A 22214-nucleotide genomic window follows, 5' to 3' on the forward strand; every position below is an offset into this window, starting at 1 on the left:
GAAAAATGGAGTGGGAGGGATTGTGTGGAATATGCGATTGAAGTAAAAAATCTGTATAAGCTATACCGGGTAGGAGATGAAGTAGTCCGGGCTTTAAACGGCGTGGACTTTCAGATAAAAAAAGGAGAATTCTGTGCCATCGTGGGAACATCCGGCTCCGGAAAATCTACCCTGTTGAATATGCTGGCAGGTCTGGAGAAACCGACAAAGGGTGAAGTGATCATCGCCGGACAGCATATCGAACATATGGAAGAAGATGAACTGGTCAGTTTTCGACGGGAAAATGTAGGATTTATTTTCCAGTCATTCCATCTGATCGGGACAATGAATGCCGTGGAAAATGTGGCACTTCCGCTTAGTTTTCGTGGAGTCCCAAGATCAGAGCGGCTGAAAAAAGCAGATAAGATGCTGGATCTGGTGAAACTGAAAAAGCATAAAAAACATTTTCCGAATCAGATGTCCGGAGGACAGCAGCAGAGAGTAGGCGTGGCGCGGGCACTGGTGGTAGAACCGGAGATTATTTTTGCGGATGAGCCAACCGGAAATCTGGATTCTCATACCTCAGAAGATGTCATGCATCTGATGCAGGATGTGGTACGTAAAGAAAAAAGAACACTGGTAATGGTAACCCACGATAATCATCTTGCGGAATATGCAGATCGTGTCTTTCATATTATCGATGGAAAGATCGTGAAGATTGAAGAGAATCATCATGAGAAGGAAGAAAGTCTACAAGAGAAAGACGAGGGAAGCACAGGAAAGAAGACAGAACGAAATCCAGTGAAAAAAGACGAACGAGTCCAAGCCGATAAGAATAATAAGAAGGAAAAGGAGAGGGCATAAAAGACATGAAAAGGAAGAAGAAAATCATCAGTGCAGTGTTGGGAATCTGCATGTTAAGCGTTTCGCTTGGTGCAGCATTACCGGAAAAAGTATTGGCAAAGGAAACACAGGAAATTGAGATAACGGCAGATGCAAAGGCAGTTTCTCCGGTACGTTTAAGTCTGGGGGACGGTCAGACGGCTCCGAAATATAAAGCAGGGCAGGATGGAATTTCCCTGAAAGTAAAAGTGACGAACAAAGGAAATGCAGCGGTTCAAAACGTTCGTGTGACACCGGTGATCGACAATGCCTCAGACTGGCCGTTTGAGATTGGGGAATGGAACTATGAAAAGGATCTGGGAACCATTGAAGCGGGAAAAGACGGAACCGTTTCTTTTGATCAGTTGAAGGTGCGTCAGGATGTGGAAAGTAAATCTTACGGACTGAAATTCCAGGTAAGCTGTGATGATGGCAGTCAGGAATATCAGATGGAAAAATTGCTGTATGTAACCACAACGGCAGCACCGAAAGAAGATCCGGCACCGTCACAGGACGGAGGGAATTCAGCGGCAGGTTCTTCTGATTCCAATGGCTCTGATGCGGGAGCAGGCGCAGATCTGTCAGCCATGAGCGGAGGCGATGTCTACAACAGCGAGCCGGTTGCGACCGGTGGTTCTGCCAGCACTTCAGTTCCGCGTGTGATCGTGGAAGGATTCCGGACGGAACCGGGGGATGTCAATGCGGGTTCAGATTTCAAACTGATTATTAAAGTGAAGAATACGTCCAAGAGCACAGCGGTCTCCAATATGTTGTTTGATCTTCAGGCACCGGCTTCCGGAACTGAGGCAGCGGCGGAGGCACCGGCATTCCTTCCGGCTTCCGGTGGAAGCTCCATTTATCTGGAAAAGATTCCGGCAAATCAGACAAAAGAGATTTCCATTCAGCTGAATGCAAGGGCAGACCTGGTACAGAAACCATACAGTATCGATATGTCCATGAAATATGAAGATGGAAATGGAGGACAGTATGAAGCGTCTTCCAGTCTGGCAATTCCGGTGAAGCAGGCAGCCAGATTTGAATTCAGTGAGTTACAGATTTCCCCATCGTCTATCGCAGTGGGAGAGGAAGCAAATATTACCTGCAATCTTTACAATACCGGCCGGACAAAGCTTTATAATGTAAAGGCAAAATTTGAAGGAGAAGGAATTTCAGGACAGGATGTCTTTGTGGGTAATGTAGAGTCTGGTGCGACAGGAACCATCGATGGCATGATAAATGGAGATACAGAGCGAAGCATGGATCAGCCTTGTAAGATGATCGTGACATACGAGGACGAAGCGGGAAATGAATCCAAGGTAGAACAGGAATTTAATATCGAGGTGACACCGGCCGTAGACGATACGGCAATGCCGATGGAGGAAGAAGAACAGTCCAAAGGACTTCCGATGGTTCCAATCCTGATTCTGATCCTGGCAGTGGCTGTGGTGATAGCGGCTGTTGTAATCACAAAGAAAAAGAAGAAAAAACGGGCCCAGTTAGAAGAGGAGGATTTGATGGATGAGGTGGATCGATTTACTGAGGATGAGTAGCTCCAACCTGAAGCGAAGAAAACTTCGGACGCTGCTTACGATCCTGGGAGTGATCATCGGAACCGCATCGATCGTTGTCATGATTTCTCTGGGGCTGGGACTTCAACAGTCTCTGTACCGGGAAGTGGAGCAGTCAGGCGGTATGACCAGTATTACTGTGACCGGGGCTCCGGTAGGAGAGGCGATGTACTATTCGGACGGTTCAGAAGAAGAGTCGAATAAGTATGTGACGGAGGATACAGTCAAACAGCTATCTGCTTTGGAACATGTGAAGAGTGTAACGCCGACGCTGGAAATGAATTCGGTGATATTGACCGGAAAATATTATGGAAATATTACCCTTGTTGGAATGACTCATGAAGAACTGGTACGACAGAATATGAAACTGGCAGCAGGAGGCAGTCTGCCGGATCCGAATTCAGGAAATCTGGATCTGGTAATTGGTAACCTGATTCCGACCATGTTCAATGAAAAGGGAACAGACAGAGGATACTGGGATACCCAGGAGCTGCCGGATATTGATTTTCGGAAAGACCAGATGTTTCTGATTCTGGATCAGGATGCATATTTTCAGAGTCAATCTAACCAGGGCGCAGGCACGAGTGGCATGGGGGGCAGTGGAGATTCCGGAACGGACGGGGCTTCCACGGTGAAAAAAAATCCGAAAAAATATGTGGTACATGCAAGTGGTGTGATCGATGGAGATATCAATACTTACACAGCGAATTCCTACTATGTATATTGTGATATTTATAAATTGAAGGAAATGTTACAAAAGGAATATGCGGGAAGTGCAATTCCGGGACAGCCCACCACAAAGACCGGAAAACCCTATAAGTTTTTTGCGTATACTTCTTTGAAGGTACAGGCGGATGATCTGGACCAGGTAGAGAATCTGGCAGCGACCATCCAGAACCTGGGTTATCAGACCAATACCAACGCAGAATATATGAAGAGTGCCCAGAAAGAATTTATGATGGTGGAAGCAGTATTAGGTGGAATCGGTGCGGTATCCATGTTGGTAGCTGCCATTGGAATTGCCAATACGATGATGATGTCTATTTATGAACGGACAAAAGAGATTGGAGTTATCAAAGTCCTGGGATGCAGCCTGAAAAATATTAAACAGATGTTTTTGCTGGAAGCAGCTTTTGTGGGATTTGGCGGAGGTGTGATCGGAAATATCGTAAGTTTCCTGCTTTCCGCGATTATCAATTTCCTGACACAAGGCAGCGGAAGTATGGGGCTGGATGGGAATATTTCCTATATTCCGATCTGGCTGTCCCTGCTGTCGATTCTGTTCGCAACGATGGTAGGAATGGCGGCAGGATACTTCCCGGCAGTGCGGGCAATGAAATTAAGTCCGTTGGCGGCAATCCGAAATGAGTAAAACTTAATCGTCTAATCATCCTCGCAAAAGTTTGCAACAGGAACCGTTCGCACTAGTCCTCGTCCAATGGTACATAACCTTTAAAAAAGTCATCCGTGACAGGAGAATAATTCCTGTCGCGGATGACTTTTTTTAAGACTGTTCTAATTTTTTCTGCTCCAGTTCTTCGGTGACTGCCTTGAAGGTTAAGATTTCTTCGTTCAGAGAGAGCATCTTATCATCCAGTTCAGAGACCATGTCAGCACATTCTTTCAGTTCCCGGCTGATGTGTTCCGGAGCATTTCCCTCAAATTTATAATAGATCTTGTGTTCCAGGCTTGCCCAGAAGTCCATGGCGATGGTTCGGATCTGAATTTCTACTTTGGTATCGATCGGTCCGTCTGATAAAAAGATGGGGACGGAAACCAGCATATGATAACTCTTATAACCGCTCTCTTTCGGGTTCTTAATGTAATCCTTGATGGACAGTACCTTTAAGTCGTCCTGATTTCCGATCATCTCTGCCAGACGATAGATATCAGATGTGAAAGAACAGATCAGCCGGACTCCGGCAATGTCGTTGATGTACTTGACCATGTTTTCGATAGAAGTCTCATAACCGTAACGGTGGAGCTTCTTGACGATACTTTCCGGTGTCTTGATTCGGGTTTTGATATGTTCGATTGGGTTATATTGGTGAACATGTTGAAATTCTTCATTTAAAATCTCAAGCTTGGTTCCTACTTCTTTTAAAGCAGCGTTATATAGAAAAATAATGGTTTTCCAGCTATCAACATTTTCATAGTTTTTGATAGCGTCCTCTACTGCGCGTTGCATAAAAATTTCTCCTTTTTGTCTGAAAATCTATACATATTATACCATAGATCCGACAGAAAGTCGAGATGCGTTACTGCTTACAGGAAATCTGTGAACAGTAACCGGCTGGAAGTTGAGTTACAGATCCAGCTTCATGTCTCCGAATTTGATCCAGTTGTTCTTGCGCATGAATTCGGAAATAGCCAGAGTCACAACTGCCGGGAGAATAATCTGGATGACCAGAATCTTGATCAGGACGATGGTGGCGGGCTCAGAAGGAACCATGGTCTGCCAGGTCATGATCTGTCCCACCAGTCCGGCGGTTCCCATACCGGAACCTGTGGCATTGCTGGTCATTTTCAACAGCATGGTGCCCACAGGACCCAGGATCGCACTGGAAAGAATGGCAGGAAGCCAGATAATGGGCTTTTTCAGGATGTTCGGAACCTGAAGCATGGAAGTTCCGATTCCCTGCGCGATAAATCCGCCGATTCCATTTTCCCGGAAGCTGGCAACGGCAAATCCGATCATATTACAGCAACAGCCGATGGTAGCAGCTCCGGCAGCCAGACCGGAAAGATTTAAGACCACACCGATGGCAGCGGAACTGATAGGAAGAGTCAGGATCATGCCCATTAAGACAGAGACTACCACGCCCATGACCAGAGGCTGCTGTTCCGTTCCCCAGTTGATCAGAGAGCCGAGCCATGCCATAAAGGTTGAGATCGGCGGGCCAAGGATCAGTCCCACGGCAGATCCGCATCCGATGGAAAACAGTGGTGTCAGGATGATATCAATCTTGGTCTTGCCGGAGAGAAGACCGCCCAGTTCAATGGCAGCATAAGCTGCGAGAAAAGCTCCCAGAGGTTCGCCGGGGCCGATCAGAAGCATGTTTCCCTCGGTCAGAACCTGACCGGCAAGGAGCTTTCCGGCAAAAGCACCGACCATACCGGCAGTTGCGGCAGAAACCACAACCAGTTGGTCTGCGTTAAATTTGCGGGCCACGCCCACACCGATTCCGGCACCGGTCATGGCAGCAGCCATTTTTCCGACCACATAGATTAAGGCTCCGGGAGTGCCGCCTACAAAGGTTCCGATCTGCTGGATGATCGTACCGATGATCAAAGTGGCAAACAGCCCCTGAGCCATGCCGCTTAATCCGTCAATAAAAAATTTCTTCATAATACAAATCCTCACATTCTTTACTCACTGTTAATTAAGAAATTTTATCTGCTTTACAGGTGTCTTGTCATTGGGAGTATTGTAGCATAAGTAAATTTGGAAAGCAAGAAAGCAAAGGACGGATTGAAGTCGGATTATGCAGGTGGATTTGAAGATGGATTGCGAGTGGATTCAAAGTGAAATGGATTTTATTGGAAGTTTAAAAGCGAAAAATGTTGGATTTTGGTAAAATTGCTTGGAAAAACGTTTAAAATTGCTTGGGTTTTGTTGAAAAAGAATGGAAAGTGTGGTATGATTCTTAATACATTCGTAACGTTGACATCGTTTCTTGGAAGCGAAGGGATTTTTTGGAATCCGGGGAGGGTGTTATGCTCACAAGAGAAAGAAGAGATGCTGTTTACCAGATGATTGAGCAGGAGAAGAGTGTGCTGGTCAAGGATCTGTGTGAGCGATTTGATGTGACCAACGAAACGATCCGGAAGGATCTGATCGCTTTGGAGAAAGAGGGCAGGATTTTACGTGCGTATGGCGGTGCTTACATAATAGAAGGTGTAAAGAATGAAGTCCACGCGGAACTGAGGGCTTCCCTGTATCCGGAAGAGAAACGGCAGATCGGAAAAGCATGTGCCGGGATGATCCATTCCGGAGACACGATTTTTTTAGATGAAAGTACCACCTGTCAGGCCATTGCAAAAGAACTGAAAGGATTGGAAGATCTGACGGTTTTTACCAATTCCGGAAAAGTCTTTGCAGAACTGAAAGATCAACCCAATGTGCGGCTGGTCTGTCTGGGCGGAGAATATGACAGAAAAAACCAGAGTTTTGTGGGAAGATCTGCGATAGATATGCTGAAAGAATATTACCTGGATCTGGGATTTCTATCTTGCCGGGGACTGGATATGCAGAGCGGTCTGACCGATGGCGGAGAACGAAACGGAGCCGTCAGACGCTGCCTGTTAAGCCATGCGGCAAAGATTGTGCTGGCGGTGGATCATACCAAACTGGATCTGAAGAAATATTACAGGATCAGTGATTTCGAGCCGATCGACGTGATGGTAATCGACCGTTTCAAATCGAAGGAACAGCAGAAAGAATGGGAAGAATTTCTGGGACGGAATCAGACCAGACTGATTGTGACAGAATCACGGGAATGTGATTTATGATAAATTAAACAAGGAGGCAATTAGGGATGAACGAAGAAATCAAGAAAGTGACACACATCGATAATGTTCGATTGAGTGACGATGGAAAGAGTGTGGTGATCATTGATCAGACACAGCTTCCGAACCGTACAGAATATCTGACATTGTCCACGGGAAAAGACATCTGGGATGCAATCTACAAACTTCAGGTGCGTGGTGCACCGGCTATCGGTATCTGCGCAGGATATGGAATCTACTGTCTGGCATTGCAGATCGAGACAGAGGACTATGATCAGTTCCTTGCAGCATTCCATGAGCAGAAAGAGTATCTGAATTCTTCCAGACCGACCGCTGTAAACTTAAGCTGGGCATTGAACCGTATGGAAGATGTGGTAAAGGCAAATGCAGACAAGCCGGTAAAAGAAATTCTCGGCCTTCTGGAAAAAGAATGCAAAGCGATCCACGCAGAAGATATTGAAATGTGCCGTAAGATTTCCGAATATGGCTTATCCCTGCTTCACGAGGGAGACGGAGTCCTGACTCACTGCAATGCAGGACCGCTTGCTACTTCAAGATATGGAACCGGACAGGGCGCATTTTTCCTGGCAAAAGAAAAGGGAATGGACATCAAAGTCTTTGCAGATGAGACAAGACCTTTGCTTCAGGGAGCAAGACTTACATCTTATGAGTTGTCTAAAGCCGGCGTAGATGTTACACTAATATGTGACAACATGGCAAGTATCGTGATGAAGAACGGATGGATCCAGGCATGTATGGTTGGATGCGACCGTGTGGCAGCCAACGGTGATGCGGCAAATAAGATCGGAACTAGTGGAGTAGCCATCCTGGCAAAACATTACGGAATCCCGTTCTATGTACTGGGACCGACCTCTACAATTGATATGAACTGCAAGACCGGCGATGATATTAAGATCGAGCTCCGTGATCCGGAAGAGATCAAGGAGAAGTTCTATGCAGAACCGGTAGCGTTAAAAGAAGTAAAATGCTACAATCCGGCTTTCGATGTGACAGATCATGAACTGATCACAGCCATCGTAACCGAGAAGGGAATCTGCTATCCGCCGTTTACAGAGAGTATCGCAGCATTATTCCGGTAAATATAGTCAGGGCAGGAGGACTGCCGACTATTTTACGTATGTCCACAGACGGTACACACCATATCGTCGGCATACCACAATAAAATGCGTTCCAGCAAAGGAGGACAAAGAATGAAAAAGAAAATTTTAGCTTCCCTGCTTGCAGGTGCACTGACAGTATCCATGTTAGCAGGCTGCGCAGGCAATCCGGACAAAGGCAGCAAGGATTCTTCAGATTCCAGTGACAAATCCGGTCTGAACATCTGTATCCTTACAGCAGACGGAACCATCGATGACGGATCTTATAATGAGAACTGCTATGATGGTATCGTAGACTTTATCGATGAGAATCCGGATGCAACCGTGAAAGAAGTAAACACAGCAGATCTTAGCCAGTGTATCCAGGCTGTTCAGGATACCATCGCTGACTACGATGTACTGGTACTTCCGGGATACAACTTCGCAGCAATCGGTGAGATCGCAGCAGACAACCCGGACAAAGACATTATCCTGGTAGACTCCGCAGTTACAAATTCTGACGGAACAGAAGTAGAACTTGACAACGTTTATTCCATGACATTTACAGAGCAGGAATCCGGTTTCCTGGCTGGTATCGCAGCAGCTCTGGAAACAAAGACCGGAAAAGTTGCAGTTGTAAATGGTATCGCATATCCGTCTAACACAAACTATCAGTTTGGTTTTGAAAGCGGTGTCGCATACGCAAACGCAAAATACGGTTCTTCCGCAGAACTGGTTGAACTTCCGTCTTATGCAGGAACTGACATGAACGGTGAAAACGTTGGCGGTAACTACATCGGATCCTTCTCTGATGTTGCAACCGGAAAAGTAATTGGCGATACTCTGATCGACCAGGGCGTTGATATTATCTTCGTAGCTGCCGGTGCAGGTGGAATGGGTGTATTCACATCTGCAAAAGAATCAACAGATGCTAAGGTAATCGGTGTTGACGTTGACCAGTATGATGATGGTGTAAACGGAGACTCCAACATTATCCTGACCTCTGCTTTGAAGAAAATGGACGTTGTAGTTTACAACGAACTGAATCTGATTAAAGAAGGTAAGTTTGAAGGAAAGAACGAGATCCTGAGCTCCTCTACAGACTCTGTTGGTATCGTAACAGAAGAGGGAAGACAGCAGTTATCTCAGGGAACCATCGACAAACTGAACGAGTCTTATGACCTGATGAAAGAGGGAACAGTTGTACCGGCATCCGGAGACAACGGATATACACCGGACGATTTCCCGGGACTGAAATAATTAAAAATTAAAACGATAACAGGAGGAAGAACCTATGATTACAACACCTTCAGCATGTATACAGGCTGAGGAGGGTAGTGTGGCAAAGGCTGTGCTGATGCCAGGCGATCCACTGAGAGCAAAGTATGTAGCAGAACATTATCTGGAGGATCCGGTTTTATTTAACTCTGTACGTAACATGTACGGATATACCGGAACCTACAAAGGCAAAAAGATTTCCGTAATGGGAAGCGGAATGGGAATTCCGTCCATCGGATTGTACGCATATGACCTGTACAGTTTCTTTGGAGTAGAGGCAATCATCCGGATCGGATCCACAGGAGCGATCAGTGAAAATGTCAACTTACGTGATGTGGTTGTGGCAATGAGTGCATCTACCAATTCCAACTTTGCAGTACAGTATGGATTCCAGGGAATCTTGGCACCGACTGCGAACTATGAAATGTTGGATTATGCGGTAAAAGCAGGACAGGAAATCGGCGCCAGCATGAAAGTTGGTCCGATCTATACTTCTGATATGTTCTACAATGCAGATCCGGGTCTGAATCAGAAATTAAGAGACTACGGAATGTTGTGTGTAGAGATGGAGACAGCAGGACTTTATATGACGGCTGCTCATTTGAAGAAGAAAGCCCTGGGACTTCTGACTGTTTCTGATGATGTGTTTACAGGCGAAGAACTTTCTGTAATGGAAAGACAGGAATCATTCGATGAGATGATGAAGATCGCGCTGGAAACAGCTTGGAAAACAATCGACTAATTGAAGGATTTAAGGAGGTCTTTGAGGATGGCGAGGAAGCCATCCTCCTGGGCCACCTTTGTTTTATCCTGGAAAGATGAAGGAGTAGACGCGATATGGAGAGCAATTATATTGTTGAAATGAAAAATATAACAAAGCGGTTTCCAGGAATCATCGCCAATGATAATGTAACGATCCAGATTAAAAAGGGTGAGATTTATGCGCTGCTTGGTGAAAACGGAGCAGGAAAATCTACACTGATGAGTATGCTGTTTGGAATGTATGAGCCGGATGAAGGTGAGATCTATATCCGTGGCAAGAAGACAACACTTCGCTCATCCAACGAGGCAGCGGCCCTGAAGATCGGAATGGTGCATCAGCATTTTAAACTGATTTCTAATTATACAATAGCAGAGAATATTATTTTAGGTGTGGAACCGATTAAGCGCGCCTTTGGTGTGATCCCATATGTGGATATCAAGAGCGCAAATAAAAAGATTCGGGAACTTTCCATTCAATATGGACTGGAAGTAGACCCGGAAAAGAGAATTGATGAAGTAAACGTATCGATTCAGCAGCGTGTGGAGATTCTGAAGATGCTGTATCGGGATGCGGAGATTCTGATCTTCGATGAGCCGACAGCGATCCTGACTCCTCAGGAAATTGAATATCTTCTGAAGATCATGAAACAGATGGCCGAGGCAGGCAAGACCATCATTCTGATCACGCACAAACTGGAAGAAATCAAACAGATCGCAGATCGATGTGCGATTTTAAGACAGGGACGCCTGATCGATATTCTGGATGTGAAAGAAGCGTCTACGAAAGAGATGGCAAACCTGATGGTGGGAAGAGAAGTGGAACTGACTCAGGAAAAGGAAGCACCTTCCTTTGGAGAGGATGTTCTGGAAGTCAAAGGTCTTTCCGTAGAAAATGAAGATCATTTTGAAGTGGTCAAAAACGTCAGCTTTAAGATCCGTGGTGGAGAAATCTTTGCAGTTGCCGGTGTATCCGGTAACGGACAGACGGAACTTGCAGATGCCATTGCAGGCTTGATGAAGTCCAGCAAAGGACAGGTGATCTTAAATGGCAAAGATATCACGAAGATGACGATCCGTGAACGGACAGATTCCGGTATGGCATATATCCCGGAAGACCGTCAGAGATATGGTGTGGTTATGGATATTTCTCTTCGGGATAATCTGGCTCTTCGAAATTACTATAAAGAACCATTTTCCAAAAATGGATTTTTGAAGTTCAATGTGTTTGATGAATATGCAGAGAAGCTGATCGGAAAATACGACATCCGAAGCGGACAGGGCGCAAAGACGATCGTCCGTTCCATGAGTGGCGGTAATCAGCAGAAGGCGATCGTAGGTCGTGAGATTGAGCAGGAAGCTCCGCTTATGATCTTCGTACAGCCGACCCGTGGTTTGGATATCGGAGCCATTGAAAATATTCACAATCAGATTTTGGAAGAAAGAAAAAAAGGCCGTGCGATTCTCCTGATTTCTCTGGAATTGGATGAAGTGCTGGAACTGGCAGATACCATAGGCGTTATTTACAATGGTGAACTGTTAAAGATTGCAGATGCTTCAAAACTGACCAAGAATGAAGTCGGCAGCTATATGATGGGAGTGAAAGGATCATGAAAAAAAACGGAAATGAAAAATCAGGGGGCGTAGTGGATAAGATTCTGGGTTTCATATCCGGAGATAAGACCAGTCCTTTTGCAGTGCCAATCATCAGTATTTTACTGAGTTTGATTGTGGCTTCGCTCCTTCTGGCAGCACTGGGAAAAAGCCCGGTTCAGGGCTTCTCAAGTTTTCTGCAGGGATGCGGTCTTTTGCCGAAACCGTCTTACGCAAGCGGAAAGGGGATGATTACAGACTTCTTCTCTTTCCTTGGAATTCTGGCACCAATGATATTGGCATCTCTCGGAATTGTAATGGGTCTGAGAGCAAACATGTTTAACATCGGTGTTTCAGGACAGATGCTTTCCGCAGGATTCCTGGCAACAGTGATTATCGGTTACAGCGGCCTGGATGCAGTAATTGCAAAACCGCTGGTTATCGTGATTGGTATGGTAGTGGGATGTCTGCTTGGATCTTTTGTAGGTCTGTTGAAGTACAAGTTCAATATCCATGAAGTAGTGGCAACGATTATCATTGATTATATTATCAACTATATCGTGGGATTCTTCATCAACAGTAAATTTGCAGATCCCTTTACCAGAGCATCCAAAGCATGTTCCGATGCGGCAAGACTGACGGTCAATAATGTGGATCTGGGCGGATATAAGATTGCTTTCCCGTTCGGTATCATTGTTGCAATTATCGCAGTGATCCTGATCAAGATTTTCCTGGATAAGACGGTGGCAGGATTTGAGTTGAAGAATGTGGGACTGAACAAAGACTGTGCCCGTTATGCAGGTATGAATGTTAATAAAAACATTATGATTTCCATGGGGATGTCCGGTCTGTTGGCAGGTCTGGCAGGTGTGACCTATTATCTGGGATATTATAATAATATTTATCCGAATACACTGTCCAGTATGGGATATGATGCGATCGCAGTGGCATTGCTCGGAAACAGCAATCCGGTAGGTGCAGTGTTTGGTGCGTTCTTGATCACGATCTTACAGGCAGGAACCATTTACATGAACTCTACAATCGGAGTCAGTAAAGAGATTTCCTCGGTTATCACAGGAATCATCCTGTTGTTCAGTGCTTGTGGCGGATTTCTTGTATATCTGTCAAAGAAACAGTTGATCAAACGTCAGGAAAGTCATAAGGAAGCAAAGGAGGAGAAGTAGAATGATTAATACGATTATTTCAAATGGATTAGCCTTTGCTTTACCTTTGTTTATTATGGCAGTAGGCGGTATGTACTCTGAAAAGAGTGGAGTTATGATGCTCTGCGTGGAAGGATTCCAGGGATTCGGAGCATTCTGTGGAGCGTTTGCGGTTCTGATCGCACAGAGATCACTGGGAGGATCTTCTCCATGGCTGATCTACATTGCATTGATCTTTGCCATGTTAGGAGGCGCATTGTTCTCCATCATTCACGCGGTACTCTGTATCTATCTTCGTGCAGACCAGTGTATCAGCGGTGTGGTTGTCAATATTCTGGCAGAAGCAATTTCTATTTTTGCAACCAGCGTCATTAATAATGCAGTATTCGGACAGCCGTCCAGTCAGTTCGTGATCGGTGTGTCCCAGAAAATTACAGTACACGGACTTTCCAAGGTACCGGTACTGGGTGGATTCTTTAAAAATGTTTACCCATATGAGATTGTTATCATTTTTGTGACGATTATCATGTGGTATCTGATGTATCGCACCAGATTTGGACTTCGGATGCGTGCATGTGGTGAGAATCCGCAAGCGTTGGATGCAGCAGGACAGAGCGTTGCAAAACATCGTTTTATCTCCGTTCTGATCTCCGGAGCTCTTTCTGGTATTGGTGGTATGTTCTTTGCATACTCCATTGCAGGAAACTTCTCTGCAAGCGTTTTCGTTGGATATGGATACCTGGCAGTTGCATCCTGGATCTTCGGTAACTATAATATCGGTGGTACTCTGGCAGTGTGTCTGTTCTTCGGACTGGTGCGTGCCGGTGGATTCCAGTTCTGTGTATCTATGGGATTATCCAGTAACTATTCCTATTTGTTCCAGGCAATTCCATATGTGCTGACCGTAATTCTGATGATCTTTTTCTCCAAAAATAATCATGCACCGAAGGCGTGTGGAGAGATCTACGATAAAGGAAAGAGATAAAAACCCGGAGCAAAGAGGAGGAAAAGAAAATTATGGTATTACGAGAGGAAAGAGAACTGGTTGTAGAGTATGGTAAGAAGTTAAGCCAGGAAAAATTAAGCGTCGGAACCAGCGGAAATATCAGTGCATATAATGCGGAAGAGGGGCTGATGGCAATCACGCCATCCGGAATGGATTATATGAAACTGAAACCGGAAGATGTGGTCGTGATGGATCTTGACAGTCATCTGGTTGACAGTAACAGAAAGCCATCCAGTGAGTGGGCACTTCACACAGGATTTTATCTGAAAAAGAAAGATATCCGCGCGGTGGTACATACCCATCCGAAATACAGCACAATTTTTGCGGTACTTCGTGAGCCGATCCGTCCGGTGCATTATGCAATGGCAGGAATCGGAACCTATGAAGTTCCATGTGCTCCATATTATATGTATGGAACTCCGGAACTGGCACATACTGCAGTGGAAACCTGCGGAGAAGGACGAGCAGTCCTGCTTGCAAATCATGGACTGATCACCTGTGGGGAGACACTGCCGCAGGCGTATGATCTGACAGCAAATGTGGAATATACCGCAGAGTTGGCTTATCGGAGCCGTGCGATCGGACAGCCGGTCTACTTAAGTGAAGAGGAAGTCAAAGCCGTTTACGAAAGCTTCCAGACTTACGGACAGGCAGATTCCGGCAAAAAAGGATATTAAGAAAAACATCATCAGATAATCAATAAAAGTCAGGAAAAAGGACAGAATAAATTCAGACAGGAGTAAGAAGCATGTTTCGAATTTGGGGAAAAGAAATGAAAGACAATCGAATGATCCGGGATATCGTGATCTGTGATGAGACGGACGATACAAGAACGCATAAAATATTTCATGCGCTGGATCAGATCTGTTACGAATTTGATCTCAGTGTACCAATCTGGCTAGATGCAACGATTGACGAATTTAAGAGACATGCGAAAGCAAGATTCTATCAGGACAGTTTTATGGACTCGATAGAGTTTGATTATCTGGAAATTCAGATTATTGAAGAATGAAAATAAAATGTGGTATGGGGATTTACTATAGTCCAGCTTAAAAAAATCGAAAGCAAGTCCTTATAGAGCAACTGAAAATAGAAGAAACCGGCATTTGCCGGTTTCTTCTATTTTTATATATCATATACTTCCCTTTTATAAAATGCAAAAATGCACGATTGAAATACACCAGATATCCTGTATTTCTTTTATATCATATCACAAGATATAGAAGAAAACAAGGGAGATTGCCAGAATTTTATAGTTTTGTAAACGAAAATGTATCTTCAGTTGGTGTGACTCTGGATTTACGCATATTTAACAAACTTAGGATTTTGTATTTTACATAACTCCTTTATGATTGCAGTTGTGAAGAAAAAACAACAAAAATTAAAAGGAAAACAAAAAGGAGATTATAAGTCATGAAAATGAAAAAGTTTATCGCGGTATTATCCGTAGTAGGAATGGTAGCTGCAATGGCAGCAGGTTGCGGAGGAAATTCAGATTCTAAGAGCAGTGCAGATGCAAGCGGAAGCGCTTCTGACTGGGACAGCAGCACAGATATCACTATCGTATCCAGAGAAGACGGATCTGGTACAAGAGGAGCTTTCATTGAACTGTTCGGTGTAGAAGAAAAGAATGATGCCGGAGAAAAAGTTGATATGACAACTGAAGAAGCACAGATCACAAACAGCACTTCTGTTATGCTGACAACAGTAGCCGGAGATGAATATGCAATCGGTTATGTATCTCTTGGATCTCTGGATGACAGTGTTAAAGCAGTAAAGATCGACGGAGCAGAGGCAACTGCTGATAACATTAAGAGCGGAGATTACAAAGTATCTCGTCCGTTCAATGTTGCAACTAAGAAGGGACAGGACAATGAAGTAGCAAAAGATTTCCTGAACTTCATTTTAAGTAAAGAAGGACAGGACGTTGTATCTGAGGAAGGTTACATTGCACAGGATGATGCTCAGGCATTTGAAGGAACACAGCCATCCGGAAAACTGGTAGTCGGAGGATCCTCTTCTGTATCACCGGTTATGGAAAAACTGATCGAAGCTTACAAAGCTGTAAACCCAAATGCAGACATCGAACTTCAGACAACAGATTCTACAACAGGTATGACTTCTACAATCGACGGAAGCTATGATATCGGAATGGCATCCCGTGAACTGAAAGACGAAGAAGCAGCAGAACTTGATTCCACAGTGATTGCAACAGATGGTATTGCAGTGATCGTGAACAATGCAAACCCGACAGATGAACTGACAAGTGATCAGGTGAAAGCAATCTACACCGGTGATGCTCTTACATGGGATGAGGTAGTAAAATAAATGAAATCGAAAGCATGGACTGAAAAATTCATGCAGGGAGTATTCTTCATTGCCGCCTGTGCTTCGGTGCTGGCGGTAGCTCTCATTTGTATCTTTCTTTTCGCAAATGGGCTTCCTGCTATGAAAGAGATCGGTTTCGGAAAGTTCCTGACGGGAACCATTTGGAAACCGAATAATGATATATACGGAATCTTGCCGATGATCGTGGGAAGTCTGTATGTTACAGCAGGAGCCATCATCGTCGGAGTTCCGATTGGTATTCTGACAGCAGTATTTATGGCATTCTATTGCCCGAAACAGATTTACAAACCATTAAAGACCGCCACAGAGCTTCTGGTCGGAATTCCGTCGGTTGTGTATGGTTTCTTTGGACTGGTGGTTCTGGTTCCGTTGATCCGCCAACTGGGAAGAAATCTGGGTATAGGAGGAAACGGAAGCAGTATGCTGACAGCCTCCCTCCTTCTGGGTATGATGATCCTTCCGACAGTGATCGGACTGACAGAGTCTTCCCTTCGCGCAGTGCCGACCCATTATTATGAAGGGGCAGTTGCATTGGGAGCTACCCATGAAAGAGCTATTTTCCGGGTCGTTCTGCCGGCAGCAAAGTCCGGTGTGGTAGCAGCGATCGTTCTGGGAATCGGACGTGCGATCGGAGAAACCATGGCAGTGATTATGGTAGCAGGAAATCAGGCCAGAATGCCGGCCGGACTCTTCAGAGGACTTCGAACTCTGACGGCAAATATCGTGATCGAGATGGGATATGCAACCGGGCTTCACAGAGAAGCATTGATTGCAACCGGTGTGGTATTGTTTGTGTTTATTTTGCTGATTAACTTTACAGTAGCAGTTTTGAACAGGAGGGGCGATCATGAGTAAAAAACTGAAAGCATATATGCGGACGCCGGGCTCCATGGTTATGATGCTTCTGGTAATGTTATCCGCGGTGTTTACGTTTGCGGTTCTGATCTTTCTGATCGCATACGTACTGATTCACGGTGTGCCTTATCTGAAACCGTCCCTGTTCTTTTTTACTTATTCTTCGGAAAATGCATCACTGATGCCGGCATTGATCAATACAGTGATCATGACCGTGTTATCTTTGCTGATCGCAGTTCCGTTTGGAGTGTTTTCAGCGATTTTCCTGGTGGAGTATGCAAAGCGTGGAAATAAGTTTGTGGAAGTGATTCGTCTGACTACAGAAACCCTGCAGGGAATTCCGTCTATCGTATATGGTCTGTTCGGAATGTTGTTTTTCGTGTCAACCTGTGGATGGGGCTTTTCCATACTGGCAGGTGCATTTACCCTGGCAATCATGGTATTGCCGCTGATTATGAGAAGTACGGAAGAGGCGTTGAAGGCAGTGCCAGATTCTTACAGAGAAGGTAGCTTCGGACTTGGAGCCGGAAAACTTCGTACCGTATTTCGAATTGTTCTTCCGTCAGCCGTTCCGGGAATCCTTGCCGGTGTCATTCTGGCGATCGGACGTATTGTGGGAGAGACGGCTGCACTGATCTATACCTCAGGAACGGTCGCACAGATTCCGAAAAGTGTATTCAATTCCGGAAGAACCCTGGCGGTTCATATGTATAACCTTGCAAGCGAGGGATTGTATATGGATCAGGCATACGCAACGGCGGTTATTCTGCTGGTGCTGGTCGTTGGTATCAATACGGTATCCAGTGTAATTGCAAAGCGAATTACGAAATCCTGAGCCGGAAAAGAAAGAGACGATGCAAATGCAGAATCTCAAAGCAGGTCCTGGGAAAAGAAAACGTGAAATCTCAGAGTAGATGAAAGAAAAGAAGAAAGCAGATAAGAGGAAAAGAATGAGTAAAATTAGCATAAAAAATATGAATTTATATTATGGTGATTTTCATGCACTGAAAGATGTGAATCTTGAAATTGAAGCCAACAAGATCACAGCCTTTATCGGACCATCCGGTTGCGGAAAATCTACCCTGTTAAAATCCATTAATCGGATGAATGATCTGGTGGAGGGATGTCGTATTGAAGGTTCCCTTCTGTTGGATGGAGAAGATATCTATAAGGATATTGATGTCAACCTGTTGAGAAAGCGGGTCGGAATGGTGTTCCAGAAACCAAATCCGTTTCCGATGAGTATTTATGACAACATTGCTTACGGTCCGAGAACCCATGGAATCCGTTCGAAAGCAAAACTGGATGATATTGTGGAGAAGTCTTTGAGAGATGCGGCAATCTGGGAAGAATGTAAAGATCGTCTGAAATCCAGTGCGTTGGGAATGTCCGGTGGACAGCAGCAGAGACTGTGTATTGCAAGAGCATTGGCGGTTCAGCCGGAAGTCCTTCTGATGGATGAACCGACGTCTGCGTTGGATCCGATTTCGACTTCGAAGATTGAAGACCTTGCCCTGGAACTGAAAAAAGATTATACTATTGTCATGGTAACACACAATATGCAGCAGGCTGTCCGTGTTTCTGACAATACCGCATTTTTCCTGTTGGGAGAGGTTGTCGAATATAACGATACCGAAAAATTGTTCTCGATTCCGTCTGACAAACGTACGGAAGATTATATTACAGGGAGGTTTGGTTGATTATGAGAAACAGATTTGACAGACAGCTGGCGCTTCTGGATGAGAACATGATCCGGATGGGAGAACTTTGTGAGCTGGCAATTAACCGGGTAATTAAGGCTCTGACCGGAGGAAGTGTGGAAGAGGCGCGTGCGGTAATCGAAGCGGATGACGAGATCGACCATATGGAAAAGGATATCGAAAGACTCTGCCTGAAGCTTTTATTACAGCAACAGCCGGTAGCAAAAGATTTGCGCAGAATTTCGGCTGCCTTAAAGATGATTACGGATATGGAGCGAATCGGAGATCAGACCGCTGATATCGCAGACATTGTAATCGCTGCCAATATGTGTGAAGTTCAGGATGTGCGGGATATTACGATCATGGCGGACGAAGCCGGGAAGATGGTTCGTGACAGCGTGGCTGCTTATGTGGAAAAAGACCTGGAAAAAGCACGCCAGGTGATGAAATCCGATGATGTAGTGGATGATCTTTTTGAGAAGATCCGAGGAGAATTGATTGCATTTATTGCGGAGAAACAGGGAAAAGACGGATCTGAAGTGATCGATCTTCTGATGATCAGTAAATATCTGGAGCGGATTGGAGACCATGCGACCAATATAGCAGAGTGGGTAGAATTTTCTATCACCGGGGTTCACAAAGGCGGAGAAAAGATATGATTTATTGTGTAGAAGATGATGACAGCATCCGGGAACTGGTGGTGTACACACTGGAAAGTACCGGATTAAAGGCATACGGCTTTCCGGAGGGAAGCAGTTTTATGGAGGCTTTGGCGTCAGAGACGCCAGAGCTTGTTTTGCTTGATATTATGCTTCCGGGAGAAGATGGAATGGAGTTGCTTAAAAAACTGAAAAGTTCCAATAAGACCAAAGACATCCCAGTCATTATGGTGACGGCAAAAGGAACAGAATATGACAAGGTAATCGGACTGGATTCAGGAGCCGATGATTACGTGACAAAACCCTTCGGTATGATGGAGCTGGTGTCACGGATCAAGGCGGTGCTTAGACGTTCCGGTCGGTCTTCTCGGGAAGAGGAGATGGAAAACGGCGGGGTTCGACTGAATATCAAACGTCATGAGGTGACGGTAGACGGCAAGCCGGTAGCTTTGACACTGAAAGAATTTGAATTGTTGGAACGTTTAATGAGAAATAAAAATATTGTCCTGACCAGAGATCAGTTGCTTGGAGATATCTGGGGATATGATTTCGACGGAGAGACGAGAACGGTGGATGTGCATATCCGAACCCTGCGACAGAAGTTGGGGGATAAAGGAGATCTGATCGAGACTGTGCGTGGCGTAGGTTATCGGATCGGAGGAACTGCATGAGAAAAAAGATTCAGCGCAGCATGCTTCTGGTTTCTGGTATCACCCTTATTTTTTCCTATCTGTTTTTTACCCTGTTCAGTTATCATCAGGCAATGGATCTGTTGAAAGAAGGGGTGAATCACGAGGCGGAATACATTGCGGAAGCGATGGATCAGATGGGGGAAACTTATCTGGAAGAGATGGATGAAGTAGATCCGGAGGTGAGGATCACACTGATCGACCCGGACGGCAATGTCCGATATGATTCCGGACAGGATGCAGAAACCCTGAAGAACCATAAGAACCGGCCGGAGATCCAGAAAGCATTGAAAACCGGAATTGGAGAGGATGTCCGGTATTCGGAGACAAAGGGAAAAGAACTGTATTATTATGCGAGGAAATTAAAGACCGGAGAGATTCTGCGTGTGTCCAGATCCATGGATTCTCTGGCGCACACGGCTTTTCAGGTATTTCCGACCATTGTATTTCTGGGGATTCTGATGCTTCTGGTGGCATGGGGACTTTCTACCTGGCAGACCAAGAAACTGATCAAACCGATCAATGAACTGGATGTGGAGCATCCCCTGAAAGAGACGGTATATGAGGAACTGAATCCTCTTTTGGAGGCAATTGACCATCAGAATAAAGAAAAAGATGCCATTGCCAATATGAGAAAAGAGTTTTCCGCCAATGTTTCTCATGAACTGAAGACGCCTCTGACTTCGATTTCCGGTTACGCGGAGATCATTCAGAACGGCCTGGTACGCCCGGAAGATATCCCGGAATTTTCCGGAAGAATCTATAAAGAGGCAAAGCGTCTGATCACATTGGTTGAGGATATTATCAAACTTTCCAGATTGGATGAAGAGGCAGTCGATATCGAAAAGACAGATGTGGATTTGTATGAACTTTCCAGGGAAATCTGTTCCAGATTGTCTCAACAATCGGCAGAAAAACAGGTGCGTCTAACCATCAAGGGCGAGCGGGTATCCACATATGGAATCCGACAGGTGCTGGATGAAATGATCTACAATGTGATAGAGAATGCAGTGAAATATAATGTGCCAAATGGTTCGGTAGATGTGTGGGTGGGTGATACCCTGGCGGGACCGAAGGTTGTGGTGTCAGATACCGGAATCGGTATTCCGAAAGAACATCAGGAACGGATCTTTGAGCGATTCTATCGGGTGGATAAAAGTCATTCCAAAGAACGAGGCGGAACCGGGCTGGGACTGTCCATTGTAAAACACGGCGCATTGCTTCACCATGCAAAGGTGCAGGTGGACAGTGAACCGGGAAAGGGAACCAAAATTCAGATTCAGTTCCCGGTAAAATCTCCGGAAGGAGAAGTATGAAATTCTTTTTTATAGGCTCTGGAAAATGTAGAGTAATCCCGGAACCCTGAATTGTAACAGGCTTCTGTGGCAGGCAGGCCATCCCGGATCTGGTCTCTTGCCAGCAGAAGTCTTTTTTTATGAATATAGTTTCCGATGGTCCAGCCGGTCTCTTCTTTGAACAGGCGCATCAGATAATATTTGCTGAGAAAGACCTGCCGGGAAAGGGTATCAATCTCCAGAGAATCGGTAAGATGCAGGTTGACGTAATGGATGACTTCCGCAACTTTGGGATGACACCGGGTAGTGTCCAGATATTCCAGATGATTTTTGGTGGCAGAGCGGTTCAGCTGGATCATGAATTCCAGGAACAGAACCTGCCGGTAAAGCTCATTTGCGTAGTCGGTGTCCTCGAAAGAGTTTTCCAGCCGGAGTGTACTCTGGAACAGGCTGCTCTTTTTCAGGGAAGGAATCCGAAGCACACTGGACTGTTCCTGCCTGGCTTTTTCAAAACACAGACCGAGATCGCAGTCGGAGGTTTTATAGGCTTCAAGAAATGAGGGGGAAATGTAGACGATGATCCGCTCATAGGTGAGACTTTCGTCTACCAGAATCCGATGCATTTCGTTCCGGTTGACCAGGATGATATCATAAGGCTCCAGTTCGTAAGCACGCCCCTCCACGAAATACTGCACATGACCGCTGATGAAGATGGTGATTTTATGAAAATCATGGTAATGGGACTGGTATTCTTTTGTGCCGGAATCTTTCAGATGGAAGATTCGAAAATCTGAATTCAGATAACCTTTTTTCATGGGGGACATCCTTTCTGC

22 protein-coding genes are annotated in these 22214 nt (G+C 45.2%); 19 read left to right on the top strand and 3 right to left on the bottom strand.

Translation table 11 applies throughout. The features are described from left to right. Window positions 1-24: 24 nt before the first annotated feature. Genes KGMB01110_RS11900 through KGMB01110_RS11910 form a run of 3 tightly spaced genes read left to right on the top strand, consistent with a single transcriptional unit; the run spans window position 25 to window position 3801 of the window. Window positions 25-843 carry an ABC transporter ATP-binding protein gene (locus KGMB01110_RS11900; protein ID WP_117603364.1) on the top strand — a complete coding sequence of 273 codons (819 nt, stop codon included), beginning with the start codon at window positions 25-27 and terminating at the stop codon, window positions 841-843. 5 nt (window positions 844-848) lie between these two features. Beyond that, a complete protein-coding gene (locus KGMB01110_RS11905) occupies window positions 849-2411 on the top strand; it encodes a COG1361 S-layer family protein (RefSeq protein ID WP_119298503.1) in 1563 nt (520 codons plus the stop codon). Then, window positions 2380-3801, top strand: coding sequence for an ABC transporter permease (locus tag KGMB01110_RS11910; RefSeq protein WP_119298505.1), 1422 nt, complete (start codon window positions 2380-2382; stop codon window positions 3799-3801). Before KGMB01110_RS11905 ends, KGMB01110_RS11910 begins: the two co-directional genes overlap by 32 nt. Before the next feature lie 132 nt (window positions 3802-3933). On the opposite strand, the gene KGMB01110_RS11915 is transcribed toward KGMB01110_RS11910, so the two are convergent. Both KGMB01110_RS11915 and KGMB01110_RS11920 read right to left on the bottom strand, forming a co-directional pair. Further along, window positions 3934-4617, bottom strand: a complete 684-nt coding sequence (locus KGMB01110_RS11915; protein ID WP_117888078.1) for a GTP pyrophosphokinase — start codon at window positions 4615-4617, stop codon at window positions 3934-3936. Window positions 4618-4734: 117 nt separating this feature from the next. Beyond that, window positions 4735-5778 carry a PTS transporter subunit IIC gene (locus tag KGMB01110_RS11920; protein ID WP_119298507.1) on the bottom strand — a complete coding sequence of 348 codons (1044 nt, stop codon included), beginning with the start codon at window positions 5776-5778 and terminating at the stop codon, window positions 4735-4737. 368 nt (window positions 5779-6146) lie between these two features. Between KGMB01110_RS11920 and KGMB01110_RS11925 the strand changes: the two genes are divergently transcribed. The 16 genes from KGMB01110_RS11925 (at window position 6147) to KGMB01110_RS12000 (ending at window position 21402) form a co-directional block, all read left to right on the top strand. Then, the gene (locus tag KGMB01110_RS11925) at window positions 6147-6941 is read left to right on the top strand and encodes a DeoR/GlpR family DNA-binding transcription regulator (RefSeq protein WP_117603369.1); all 795 of its coding nucleotides are present in this window, start codon (window positions 6147-6149) and stop codon (window positions 6939-6941) included. Window positions 6942-6967: 26 nt separating this feature from the next. Next, window positions 6968-8038, top strand: coding sequence for an S-methyl-5-thioribose-1-phosphate isomerase (gene mtnA, locus KGMB01110_RS11930; RefSeq protein ID WP_119298509.1), 1071 nt, complete (start codon window positions 6968-6970; stop codon window positions 8036-8038). Between the two features lie 111 nt (window positions 8039-8149). Next, window positions 8150-9295 carry a BMP family lipoprotein gene (locus KGMB01110_RS11935; RefSeq protein WP_119298511.1) on the top strand — a complete coding sequence of 382 codons (1146 nt, stop codon included), beginning with the start codon at window positions 8150-8152 and terminating at the stop codon, window positions 9293-9295. 34 nt (window positions 9296-9329) lie between these two features. Next, window positions 9330-10055 carry a purine-nucleoside phosphorylase gene (gene deoD / locus KGMB01110_RS11940; protein WP_117603372.1) on the top strand — a complete coding sequence of 242 codons (726 nt, stop codon included), beginning with the start codon at window positions 9330-9332 and terminating at the stop codon, window positions 10053-10055. Between the two features lie 95 nt (window positions 10056-10150). Further along, window positions 10151-11686, top strand: coding sequence for an ABC transporter ATP-binding protein (locus KGMB01110_RS11945; RefSeq protein WP_119298513.1), 1536 nt, complete (start codon window positions 10151-10153; stop codon window positions 11684-11686). Next, window positions 11683-12849, top strand: a complete 1167-nt coding sequence (locus KGMB01110_RS11950; protein WP_117603374.1) for an ABC transporter permease — start codon at window positions 11683-11685, stop codon at window positions 12847-12849. Before KGMB01110_RS11945 ends, KGMB01110_RS11950 begins: the two co-directional genes overlap by 4 nt. A gap of 1 nt (window position 12850) precedes the next feature. Then, on the top strand, window positions 12851-13813 hold the full coding sequence (locus KGMB01110_RS11955; RefSeq protein WP_243112812.1) for an ABC transporter permease: 963 nt from the start codon (window positions 12851-12853) through the stop codon (window positions 13811-13813). A gap of 32 nt (window positions 13814-13845) precedes the next feature. After that, window positions 13846-14511 (top strand): class II aldolase/adducin family protein, encoded by a 666-nt coding sequence (locus tag KGMB01110_RS11960; RefSeq protein ID WP_119298515.1) that lies wholly within the window; start codon window positions 13846-13848, stop codon window positions 14509-14511. A 71-nt stretch (window positions 14512-14582) separates the two neighbouring features. After that, window positions 14583-14846, top strand: coding sequence for a hypothetical protein (locus KGMB01110_RS11965; protein WP_117603376.1), 264 nt, complete (start codon window positions 14583-14585; stop codon window positions 14844-14846). Window positions 14847-15247: 401 nt separating this feature from the next. Then, window positions 15248-16162, top strand: a complete 915-nt coding sequence (locus tag KGMB01110_RS11970) for a substrate-binding domain-containing protein (protein ID WP_117603377.1) — start codon at window positions 15248-15250, stop codon at window positions 16160-16162. Beyond that, complete coding sequence (gene pstC, locus KGMB01110_RS11975; RefSeq protein WP_119298517.1) at window positions 16163-17038, top strand: phosphate ABC transporter permease subunit PstC; 876 nt, start codon at window positions 16163-16165, stop codon at window positions 17036-17038. After that, window positions 17031-17873 (top strand): phosphate ABC transporter permease PstA, encoded by an 843-nt coding sequence (gene pstA / locus KGMB01110_RS11980; protein ID WP_119298519.1) that lies wholly within the window; start codon window positions 17031-17033, stop codon window positions 17871-17873. Before pstC ends, pstA begins: the two co-directional genes overlap by 8 nt. Before the next feature lie 115 nt (window positions 17874-17988). After that, a complete protein-coding gene (pstB, locus tag KGMB01110_RS11985; protein WP_243112813.1) occupies window positions 17989-18738 on the top strand; it encodes a phosphate ABC transporter ATP-binding protein PstB in 750 nt (249 codons plus the stop codon). 2 nt (window positions 18739-18740) lie between these two features. After that, complete coding sequence (gene phoU, locus KGMB01110_RS11990) at window positions 18741-19397, top strand: phosphate signaling complex protein PhoU (RefSeq protein ID WP_117888085.1); 657 nt, start codon at window positions 18741-18743, stop codon at window positions 19395-19397. After that, window positions 19394-20068: a winged helix-turn-helix domain-containing protein gene (locus KGMB01110_RS11995; RefSeq protein ID WP_119298521.1), complete on the top strand. Its 675-nt coding sequence runs from the start codon at window positions 19394-19396 to the stop codon at window positions 20066-20068. Before phoU ends, KGMB01110_RS11995 begins: the two co-directional genes overlap by 4 nt. Next, window positions 20065-21402 (top strand): sensor histidine kinase, encoded by a 1338-nt coding sequence (locus KGMB01110_RS12000; protein WP_119298523.1) that lies wholly within the window; start codon window positions 20065-20067, stop codon window positions 21400-21402. The genes KGMB01110_RS11995 and KGMB01110_RS12000 overlap by 4 nt, the downstream gene beginning before the upstream one ends. On the opposite strand, the gene KGMB01110_RS12005 is transcribed toward KGMB01110_RS12000, so the two are convergent. Continuing rightward, window positions 21366-22196, bottom strand: a complete 831-nt coding sequence (locus tag KGMB01110_RS12005; protein WP_243112815.1) for a helix-turn-helix domain-containing protein — start codon at window positions 22194-22196, stop codon at window positions 21366-21368. The genes KGMB01110_RS12000 and KGMB01110_RS12005 overlap by 37 nt on opposite strands. Window positions 22197-22214: the final 18 nt, after the last annotated feature.

Source organism: Mediterraneibacter butyricigenes (assembly GCF_003574295.1).
Lineage (GTDB): Bacteria > Bacillota > Clostridia > Lachnospirales > Lachnospiraceae > Mediterraneibacter_A > Mediterraneibacter_A butyricigenes.